The following is a 10,396-nucleotide window of genomic DNA, read 5'->3' as shown; positions in this document are numbered from 1 at the left end:
AGAAAAGGCAACAGTTAGAAAAAGCTAAGCAGCAACTCTCTGAGCTGGAAAAGATGCTCGAAAATGAAAGAGCAAATCTGCAAAATGCTCGCAAGATGCTTCAAAGTGATAAGCCTACTGATAAAAACACTGAAGGTAAAAACGAGAACAAAGATGAGGAATCCAATGACAATGATAAGGATGAGACTAGTTAATAAGCCTTTAATACTGTAATAGATTTTATAAGGCCCGAAAATTATTCCGGGCCTTTTCTTTTAGCCGGTATTTGATCTCATTTTTACGAACCAACCTCTTTCCCGTTCAGGAAATTGCGGAATACTGAAACATTTGAACGTTTAGTCAGTTAAAAACAGTGCATATACGCCAATCTTATTGAAAGTGATGTAACCATTTCACAATTCAATCGTCATATGTTACACTGTTTCTGTAAATTATCATCTATAACGTTATACCTATGAAACTCACCAAGCTACTATCTTTCACTGCGCTGTTTGCGCTACTGATTGCTTTTCTTACCAATTGTAATACCACCGGTACCAACGCTGAACCGGGAGAAGGAAATGTTACCCTGCAATTTAAAACAGTTTCGGGGAGTACCACTTCCAAGACTGTTTCATCCGGCAATACGACTTCATCCTCCCACGATTCGTTACTTATAGAGGGCACGAACGGCACACTAAAGATCGAAGATATTCGATTTATCGTTGCAGAATTTGAGCTGGATCCCTCCGAGGCTGATGATGACTCTACCGAGCTCGAGGAATTTGAATCCCAACCGTTCTTCGTTGACCTGCCGCTCGGGGAAGAAACGCTGAGCCTGGCCAACAGCCAAATTCAGGCCGGCCTATACGAAGAGCTGGAGTTCGAGGTTGAAAACCTGGACTTTGAAAATGAGGAACAAGGAGAAGACGAAGAGCATCAAGCCCTGGCCGATTCCATCCGCTCCAAATTTCCGGACTGGCCCGCTAAAGCCAGTATGATTATTACGGGTACTTTTACCCCTACTGATGGCGCCCCACAATCGTTTAAGGTTTTTGTTGACGCAGAAATTGAGATTGAGCGGGCATTCAATCCACCGCTTGAGGTAACCGAGGATAATATAGAGCAAATGGTTTCGGTACGCATCAACCCGACAACATGGTTTGAACAATCCGATGGTTCCGTCATGGATCTTACCCAATACGACTGGGATGAACACCAGCAATTACTTGAGTTTGAAGCTGAGTTCGAAAACGGTGTAGAGGAGATCGAGGTAGATGATGATTTTGATGACGACGATGATTAGTTCGTAGTTTATAATCGATGGAGAAACCAAATAAAGCCCGGGGCTCTGCTCCGGGCTTTTACTTATTTTGTAAGCTTCTCCATTTTTCGGACCACTCCAAAGTACAATCTTATCCCGATACTCATGTTATGGGAATTTTCTAAAGATAAGCTCAGGTTGATATCTGACTCAAAATCTTGAAGTGTTAAGCTTGGGAAAATAACCTGTAGCCGCATACGATTGGATTACACAAATGAGTGCGAGTCATCAATCTTGAATTATTGGTATAATAATGACATACAAGGGAATTACTAAAGAAGAAGGTTAATTTTCAGGCGAAATATTTTTCTCCAAAGACTGGAAAGCGTTAGAGAAATCCCTGCCCCCGGGTTCCTGGAAAATATCGAGGTCAAAGAATTCTACTGTAGCATAGAGGTGATCGAAAATATCTGCCTGTATAGTCTCATACTCCAGCCAAGCGGTGGTCCTGGTAAAACAGTAGATCTCCAAGGGAATGCCCCGACCCTCAGTTCCGAGCTGGCGAACCATCACGGTCATATCCTGTTTAATTTGGGGATGGTCTTTCAGATAAAATTCAATATACTTTCTGAACACTCCAAGATTGGTCATTCGCCGTCCGTTGATCAATACGGACGTATCCAGGCTATGTTTCTCATTGTACTCTTCAATCTCTTTCTGCCTCGTTTCCAGGAACTCTTTGAGCAGGTGGTATTTTTTGAGCTCCTCGCGCATCTCCGGATCCACAAACGTTACTGTTTGGGAATCGATATAGATCGCCCTCTTGATTCTCCGCCCGCCGCTCTGCTGCATGCCTCTCCAATTTTTAAAACTGTCGGTGATAAAATAATAGGTTGGAATGGAGGTGATCGTTCGGTCCCAGTTCTGAATTTTTACGGTGTTTAGGTTAATTTCAATCACATCCCCGTCCGCATTGTATTTGGGCATCTCCACCCAGTCGCCCACCCGCACCATATCATTAGACCACATCTGCACACTGGCCACCAGCCCAAGAATAGTATCTTTAAATATCAGCAGGACAATTGCTGTCATCGCACCGAATGCACTAAGGAAGTATACGGGGGACCGCTCCAGGATCAAGGAAAGAACAAGGATACCGGTAATGATATACAGAATGATTCTTGCGAGCTGAAAGTAGCTTGCGATCGGTTTATCTTTAAAGATGGGGTGGGAAACAAGTCCGTATTGTGCAACCCTGAGAAAAGCAAAAATGATGGTCATGCCCACAATTAGCAGATAGCTGTCCGTTATTTTAATAACGAACGGAAGTGCCTGCTCAAAGTCGGCAAAAATAACGGGTGCCATGATGCGGACTAAAATGGCAGGAATAATATGAGCTACGTTGTTGAATACCTTGTGATCAGCCAGCGCATCATCCCAAGTTACGGATGACTTCTTTATAAATTTATAGAGATAGTGGATGATAATCCGTTTCGTAGTAACATAAGCGATTCCTGAGAGCAGGATCAGAATCAGGATAAAAAGAATAAGCCGCAGATAGACTACCCACTCTTCAGCGATTCCTGTATTTACCAGTAGTGATTCAATCCACTCTTCAATGTGATTCATCGTTTCATTAATTGTTATGGTTAAAGAAAATTGAATTTCAGCTCTTCAAATATTCCACATAATATATCACATCGTCAGCAATATATTTGAACCGCACGGAATAGCGCTTTGTTAGACTTCTTGCTCCTTGTAATTATCGAATTCCCAGTGCATTCTTTTTTATTGCTGAAGCAATTTCTTCCCGGTTTTCTCCATAACAATATCTAAGCAATTTATTGATCAACGAAAACAACATTACATGGAGTAGTTACTTCTACATTGGTGGCATTGTCAGGAAGAAACATGCGCTGGCGACCCGGCCTGCCGTTATATGTAACGGATTCAGTTTTTATTATTTACCCCTACACTCTTCTTCCACCGCGTTGAACGGTAATCATTTTTCTGAGAATAACTTCTCAAGTTTCTCTTCAAGCTGTTGGCCATGAATATCTTTCGCAATGATGATGCCGTTCTCATCGACTAGAAAATTTTTAGGGATCGCCGTTATGGCATACGCTTCAGCAATGTCATTGGAATAACCATCAACCGTAGATACATTTATCCAGATTCTGTTATCTTCGTTAATCGCTCGGATCCACCGGTCTTTTTCATACTCAATGCCAAAGCCGAAAATCTCGAATCCGGAGCTATTATACTGGTTATACATGCTTGCCAAATGGTCGCTTTCTGATCGGCAGGGACCACACCAACTCCCCCAGAAATCTATTAATGTGTAGGTGCCGAGATTATCATAAAGTGACCGCTCCACGCCAGACGTATCCGGGGCGACTATTTCTGAAACTTTGCCGCCGAGCGAAACCTGCTTTAAAATTCTAACTTTCTCTGATACCAGTTCTGCGACTTCAAGCCCCTTATGTTTTTCAGAAAAATCAGCGGCCAGTTCCTCATAGTAATCCAGGTGTTTATCGCCGTTCCAACGAACCATGGTCGGATAAATGGCGATAGATGTCCCCATCTTTTTTACCGCATGTATGAGGGTATCCCGATAATTCTGTTCTGCCTGTACCACACGTTCCCCAAGCTTTTGAATCCGTGCGGCATCTTTCGGGTTATTTTCTTCCCGCAAATCTTCCAATTGTCCTCTTATCGGGTACACTGTTTCTCTCAACACCTCCATTCGGAATTGTTCATACTCTTCAAAAAGATCTGTGTCCGGGGAACCGGATACTTTATACTCACCCTTGGCGGGAACATTGATCGTAATATGCTGCCCGGAATCAGCAATGAAGGGTACCCGCAGGGAGTCGTGAATACGCAACCGGTAATAATGAGGCTCAAGACGATAGGATGATGAAAAGGTACTGTCAGCATGTACCGACAAGGTATCCACGACATCGAACTGATTCGCGTTAAGCCCTTTCGCTTGAGATAACAGCACATGCTCGACATCGGTGCTATATAGTTTTCCTTCCACCGAAAATACCGGTTCATTTTGTTCTGTCGTACAGGAGATACAAAGAACAATTACAACAGCCAGGATAGGTAGAGATGTTTTAGAAATCACGATTTATTGACTATTTGATATTAGATATATGTGCAGCCGACATGTATGCCTCAAATGTTCGATGCTTGGCCAGCATAGATAATACTTTATGATATTTTTACCAAAAAAGGCAGTTATAGTTCGTTAAATCTTGACGTAAAAAAGCGAGTGGCATATTTCCCAATTTATATGCACTGCAAAGTATTCGTCGGTGAGCTGATTATGGAAGCGTATTATTTTGGCAGTGGTGGCGTTTATTACGAGAAAATGTGGTTACCCTTAATGTATTCATTTTAAAATCTATGGTAGATATCTAACCATTATGTGCAAAAGGAGGAAGAGAATATTATATCAATAAATAAAAGTGAGGCAGATGCATCCGCTCATACGACGGTATTATAGCTGGTAGTACTCTGTGATCAGGGATTCCTTTTCCTGCTTTGAGTATTGCTTGATCTGATACTCACGCTTACATGCCTGGGAACGATCCGGGTGCTCCTCGACAAATACTACGGCTTTTGGCTCATTGGCTTGCAGGTATTTGGCCCCTTTGCCCTTCTTATGTTTATGCCAGCGGTGGATCACATGATTTGTACTCCCCGTATACAAACTACCGTCTGTGCAACGTATCATATAGACAAACCATGGTTTCATAAAAATGAGATTATTTTGAATGATCTAATAGTAATATTTCGTCACTTTGAGTATAAACAGTCTTCTCCAATAGTAACAGGCGAAACCTTGCCTTTTACGGCTAAAAAAAGATGGAAAAATAAAATTAGAGCGGCTCACCAAGGGGAATCTTATATAGCACAAGGGTATCCTTTTTTCAGAGACCTATTCTTAAAACAACATTGCCTTCTTATCCAGGTTTAAAACCAATGAGAGCATTTCTGTAAGAATCCAGAATAACCCGGTCGCCAGCAATTGGTTTGTAACCAAGACTTATAAGGATGACTAAAGTGAGAAAGGTGAGGCCGCTAATAGACTTTACCAGCTGCCTGGTTTAGTTGTAATTTTTGACACCTCCCCTATCAGAAATACCAGCTAAACCCCTCTTGTTCATCAAATTTGAGTACTGCCTTTTCTCCCTCCTTAATTTCCAGATTCTGCTCTACGCTTTGCTGCCATTCAACGCCATTTTCCGTTACATTACCAATTTGGGCATGTATTGTATGACGGCCCGGATCCAAGGGAATATGAATAATACCGCTACTGTAACCTCTCTCAAATATGCCTTTGGGGGCATAATATTCTTCAAAAAGAACCTTGTCACCAGCCGATATTTTTACAGCTACGTCTGATCTTTGCTCCACCTGTTTTACATCACCGCGCTGCATATGACGAGGACGATCTTCATCAGATTGTTTTTCGGCATACACCGGCGCTCCTTTTTTCTTAAATGAAACAACCAGCTCCGACTCTCTTTCAGGAAGTGGTAGGCCGGCCGAACTGGGCCATACCGTCAAGCCGGCAATCATCCCAGCTATCAGAACACCGGCGGCCGCCTGTTTCCAATTTGATTTAATCTTATCTGCAGCATCTTTTATCAGATTTGGATCATCTTGCCGCTTCTTTCTGAACTTCTGCGCTTCGTCCAGAAATTTATCAAACTCAGGCTTATCAAGCTTTAGATAAAGGATTTTATCTCTTTCATAGCGATCTTTTCTAAATTCCGGATGCCGTTCGCCCTCGATACGGTCTCCCATCCAGTCTGCACCAAGGCGAAAATCAGGATCCGATTCGCAGCCGGAAACCAAAACCCCGTTGGCGCCTTTCTTGAGCGCCCGTTCTATCAACGTGGGATGGACCCATCCAGCACAGGGAAGTGTACAAACCAGGTAACCCGGCATCTCTTTGCATCGGCCGCTTTCAGGATCAATGGTAAGTAAGCTACCTGCACTGTTACCGCATACAAAAGCCACATTTACATCTTCCAGTTTTCGGGCATCATCATCCAGCCACCGGTCAAGCTTTTCACGTATATCCCAGGCCGATAAATTAGGATAATCGATAGCAACGGGATCGCATGATCCTACACAAATTCCGCACGATACACAGATAGAGTGATCAATTTCAGCCACAAACTCACTTTTTTTGGGATTACCCTTTACTCTCGGCACCATGGTTATGGCATTATAGGGACAATCGTAAAAGCACTGCGTACACCCGTTGCATTTTACTTCATCAACTACCGGTTGTGTATCTTCCCTTTTCCTTCTCCTCATAATCCAGGGAATACTGGAAACCAAAACAAAGCCGGCCAAAAAGAGCAGCCACAGTGTACCGCCCTGTAAGCGTTCGGTCAGAATAAGCGGTAGCAGATAGAAATAGTCAATGACCACCCCTTCAGGTGAAGTTAACAGGTCGGCTCTTTCTCCGATATCGGCAGGGAAAAGCAGTGATACGATGATCAGCGAACCCAACAAGAGTCCCGAAAACTTCATGTTGGTCATAAAGTTTGGCTTATTGAGCCGGGATACGTGAAGCCAGATCATAATGCCGAAGCTAATCGGAATCAGCATATGTAGAAAGAATACTACTAAGAACAGGACCGAGTTAAAACTGTCGCCCGTAAGGAAGGAAGCAGCAAGCGGTTCAGCGAAAAAAGGCAGTACATCCACCATCTTGGCCGTGGCTGTTGCAATCATAGCGGCCTGATCATCCCAGACGAGCCAGTACCCCAGCCAGCCATCGAACCATATAATAATCAGTGCCACAATTCCGGTAATCCACGCAAGCCATCGAGAGCCGGTAAACCGTGCCCCGAAAAAGACTTTAAAAGCATGAAAAATCACAAATAATATGAACGCATCTGAACTATAGCGGTGCAGGCTGCGAACAAGCTCAGCTGTGTATGGACTATCAGACATCGCAGCCACAGAATCATAGGCAGAATGTACACTGGGATCATACCAGATAAGCAGCAAAAAACCCGTAATAACCGCAATCACAAACATGAAATTTGCGATAGCTCCGGTCTGGATAAATGGATGATACTGTTCCGGAATATACCGTAAGGTGATACCATCTATTTTGCGAAACCAGCGGTCAACATTGTCCAGGTATTTCCGTCCCCTGACCGATGAATCCGGACCGGCTTCCGAGGCCCTTACAACATTTGTTTTAAACTCCTGCCAGTTCCAGTATGATTCCTTTGCTTCGAGATTATTATCGTTTGAGCCTTCCGCCATAATTATCTACAAAATTCGAGGCTTGAATATATTTCAGTGTTATTTTACTTCCGTTAATTGTTCCGGCTCTTCTTCCTTGATCAGAATCTTAAGAGCTTCAGTCATCCATTCCTGTTGTATATCACCCAGGGAAAAGCGATAAGCTATCTTCCCTTTTCGGTCGATAACCAGAAAGATATTGGCATGGTCTATATTGTCGGAATCTCCCATTTCATAGCGGGATACCTTTAGCTTATCCAATATCTCGTTTACGTAATCAACTTCCCCGGTCAGCATGTGTGTATTATACTGATTCAGCTTACGATAATCGGCCACTTGATTAAGAAGGTGCGGTGTATCTACTTCCGGCTGCATAGTGATAGCCATCAGAACTACCTCATCTCGTTCCCCGGGAGTCAGGTTCTCCATCGTTTGTTTTGCCTGCTCTAAAATCATCGGACAGGTATTTGCGCAGGAAGCATATATTGAAGTGAGGATTACTACCTTATCCTCAAAATCCGAGAGCCTTACCTCCTCTTCTTTGTGATTTGTCAGCTTAAATTCCGGAGGGGTAAGCGCAACGCGAAGTGCATCGGGACTAAAGGCCAAGTCTTCTTTATCCGGAGCGTCATACATCAGTAGGAAGGAACCAGCTACAGATGCAACCAGTACCAGGGCCATTGATACATGTTTTTTAATAATAGCAGGTCTGGAATACACCTTTTTAAGCGGTTCGCCCCATACAAACAAAATAACAACCGACAACATGAGAGGATTAATCGTAAATACAATCGGATAAATCCATTGGATGCTTCCCGTTGCCGGATCATAACCAAAACACCATACTTTAAAATCCTCTGCAAATGCTCCCCAGGCCGTGTCTGTGACCGGCATAAATACCATGACCATAATGAGCACCCACGAAAAAAACAACGCAGCCAGCATAAACGAAGGAAAACGCCACGAGATAAAAAAGTTTTCTATGCGTTTCAGCATGGCTTAAGGTTTGTAGTTTTAAAAATTCTATCCAACAACGAGAGCCCAGTTTTAAAAATCCTGCAGGCGTCCGTAAAACACAGTGCGGACGTCCGACAGGATATTGTAGTGTTAAGCTATTTCCAGTTTTCTACCTAATAAACCATAAGTCTGTAAGTGCCGCCCAGTTGGCAAAGTAGTAGATTGCAAAACTGAGGAGAAAAATTAACACAAGGACAATAGTTCCCGGCGTTTTTACATGATAATCTTTTCCTTCCTCTTCATACCCTTTGCTTATCAATTCATCAGTCATTTTTTGATCTCGTTTGTTCTGCCAGGTCGGCATTTTTTGCCCCTTAAGCGAAGGACCAAAGAATACGGCGGCAACAATCAGAACGATAAATAAAAGCAGTCCGAGAAACGCAATTGTTCCCCCGATTCCGAGAACACCCAGAAAAATATGGGCAACCGGATCAAAACCGGTCTCAAGGTTTGCTCCACTAAAATCGACGTCATACGTTCTTCGGGGTACTCCGTAAGTGCCGGCAAACGACATACCGAGCGACATCATCACGATACCTCCGCCGAACAGCCAAGGTTGAATCCGAGCCAGTTTCTTCATGTAAAAATCCTTCTGGAAGATAAGTGGTACCAAGTAGTAACAAAGCCCCATAAAAGCGAGAGAGGTACCTCCGACTACCGTAGCATGAAAGTGTCCCGGGATGCGCAGGGTGTTATGCGCCATGATATTTATCTGTTCAGTTCCCAGGGTAACTCCTGTAATACCGCCGATAAATCCGAATATAATTACCGAAAGGGCAACGGCGGAGAAGCCGGGATCTTTCCAAGGCAGTCTGGCAAACCATCCTAATATTCCCTTGTCAAAGCCTTTTCGGCGCATAGCAACCTCCATAGAAGCAGGAACTGTATAGCCGTGAATCATAGAAGCAAGAACAGCCAGATACATTGCATATGAGGTGTTCCACATTTTCCACTCAGAGCTAAGACCGGGATCAACCAAAAGGTGATGGGCGGCTGCGAGGTTAATAAATAGGATATACAGAATAAATGCTCCACGGCATACGGTTTCATTCAGCGGCTTTGCCCCAGTACTCATCGTAGCTACAAAGTACCAGACCGAAACCATCGCGGCTACGTTAATTTGCTGAGAATGGTGTCCCAATCCCCACCATAAAAGGCGGTATGTACCCGTATCCATCATTTCCATCCATCCCATCGACCAGAAAAACGTCGGTATCAGTGCAGCTGCTCCGTGGAGCAAAGCAACCACGGCGATAATGGCAGCCGTTGCCGCACCGAAAGTAACCAACGGCATCGATCCCTCATACGTTTTGTTCTTTTTTGCTATATAGAGGGTAGCGAAAAAGTTAAAACAGACAATAAGCGCTCCCACTGCAAACAGAATAATTCCAAGATAAAAGATCGGATGGGCTTCCAGGGGTGGATAGGAAGTGATCAATACATCAGCCTGCCCATCGAGAATGATATAGTTAGTTAAGACGGCCCCGGCAACCATCAATGCAAGAGAAACGTGTGCCAGGTTCTTCGAAAACATCTTGGTGTTAAGCAGAGTGGTGCTGGCAAAATAAAGTATGGCCATCTCGAAAAAGATAATCCAGAAAATCAGCATGTTTACACCGTGAAGGGTAAGCATCCGGTAGTACCACACATCACTCAAAAGCATTACGTTTGACCATCGTGTAAGTGCTAATGAGATTGCTGCTATACCACCAATCAATAGGAAAATGACGGCCAAAACGGCATTAACTTTTACAAAAAATTGTGCTTTCAGAAATATGGTCAACCCCGTTGTTTCACATATTCTGTGAGCTTTAGCTTTAATTGTTTCTGTACTCATAGTTTCATAATTAG

At 43.5% G+C, this 10,396-nt stretch carries 8 protein-coding genes; 2 read left to right on the top strand and 6 right to left on the bottom strand.

The genetic code is table 11. The annotated features are described in order from the left end of the window. Together ACQ4LT_RS03090 and ACQ4LT_RS03085 are read left to right on the top strand one after the other, a co-directional pair. A partial coding sequence (locus tag ACQ4LT_RS03090; protein ID WP_445664539.1) for a hypothetical protein occupies positions 1–194 on the top strand: 194 nt, incomplete at its 5' end. A 260-nt stretch (positions 195–454) separates the two neighbouring features. Next, positions 455–1,285 carry a hypothetical protein gene (locus tag ACQ4LT_RS03085; RefSeq protein ID WP_445664538.1) on the top strand — a complete coding sequence of 277 codons (831 nt, stop codon included), beginning with the start codon at positions 455–457 and terminating at the stop codon, positions 1,283–1,285. A gap of 303 nt (positions 1,286–1,588) precedes the next feature. Here the strand turns inward: ACQ4LT_RS03085 and ACQ4LT_RS03080 are convergent, their stop codons facing one another. From ACQ4LT_RS03080 to ACQ4LT_RS03055, 6 genes are all read right to left on the bottom strand, one after another. Further along, positions 1,589–2,872: a mechanosensitive ion channel family protein gene (locus ACQ4LT_RS03080; protein ID WP_445664537.1), complete on the bottom strand. Its 1,284-nt coding sequence runs from the start codon at positions 2,870–2,872 to the stop codon at positions 1,589–1,591. A 373-nt stretch (positions 2,873–3,245) separates the two neighbouring features. Continuing rightward, entirely contained in the window at positions 3,246–4,376 is a 1,131-nt protein-coding gene (locus ACQ4LT_RS03075; protein WP_445664536.1) for a thioredoxin-like domain-containing protein, read from the bottom strand. A 375-nt stretch (positions 4,377–4,751) separates the two neighbouring features. Beyond that, positions 4,752–4,988 (bottom strand): GIY-YIG nuclease family protein, encoded by a 237-nt coding sequence (locus ACQ4LT_RS03070; protein ID WP_445664535.1) that lies wholly within the window; start codon positions 4,986–4,988, stop codon positions 4,752–4,754. 401 nt (positions 4,989–5,389) lie between these two features. Next, positions 5,390–7,549, bottom strand: a complete 2,160-nt coding sequence (locus ACQ4LT_RS03065) for a cytochrome b N-terminal domain-containing protein (RefSeq protein ID WP_445664534.1) — start codon at positions 7,547–7,549, stop codon at positions 5,390–5,392. A gap of 39 nt (positions 7,550–7,588) precedes the next feature. Further along, the gene (locus ACQ4LT_RS03060; protein ID WP_445664533.1) at positions 7,589–8,524 is read right to left on the bottom strand and encodes an SCO family protein; all 936 of its coding nucleotides are present in this window, start codon (positions 8,522–8,524) and stop codon (positions 7,589–7,591) included. A 130-nt stretch (positions 8,525–8,654) separates the two neighbouring features. After that, a complete protein-coding gene (locus ACQ4LT_RS03055) occupies positions 8,655–10,382 on the bottom strand; it encodes a cbb3-type cytochrome c oxidase subunit I (RefSeq protein ID WP_445664532.1) in 1,728 nt (575 codons plus the stop codon). Positions 10,383–10,396 lie beyond the last annotated feature (14 nt).

It is taken from the genome of Fodinibius sp. AD559, assembly GCF_052712805.1.
The sequence above is the reverse complement of the archived record's forward strand: the minus strand, read 5'-3'. Positions and strand labels throughout refer to the sequence as shown.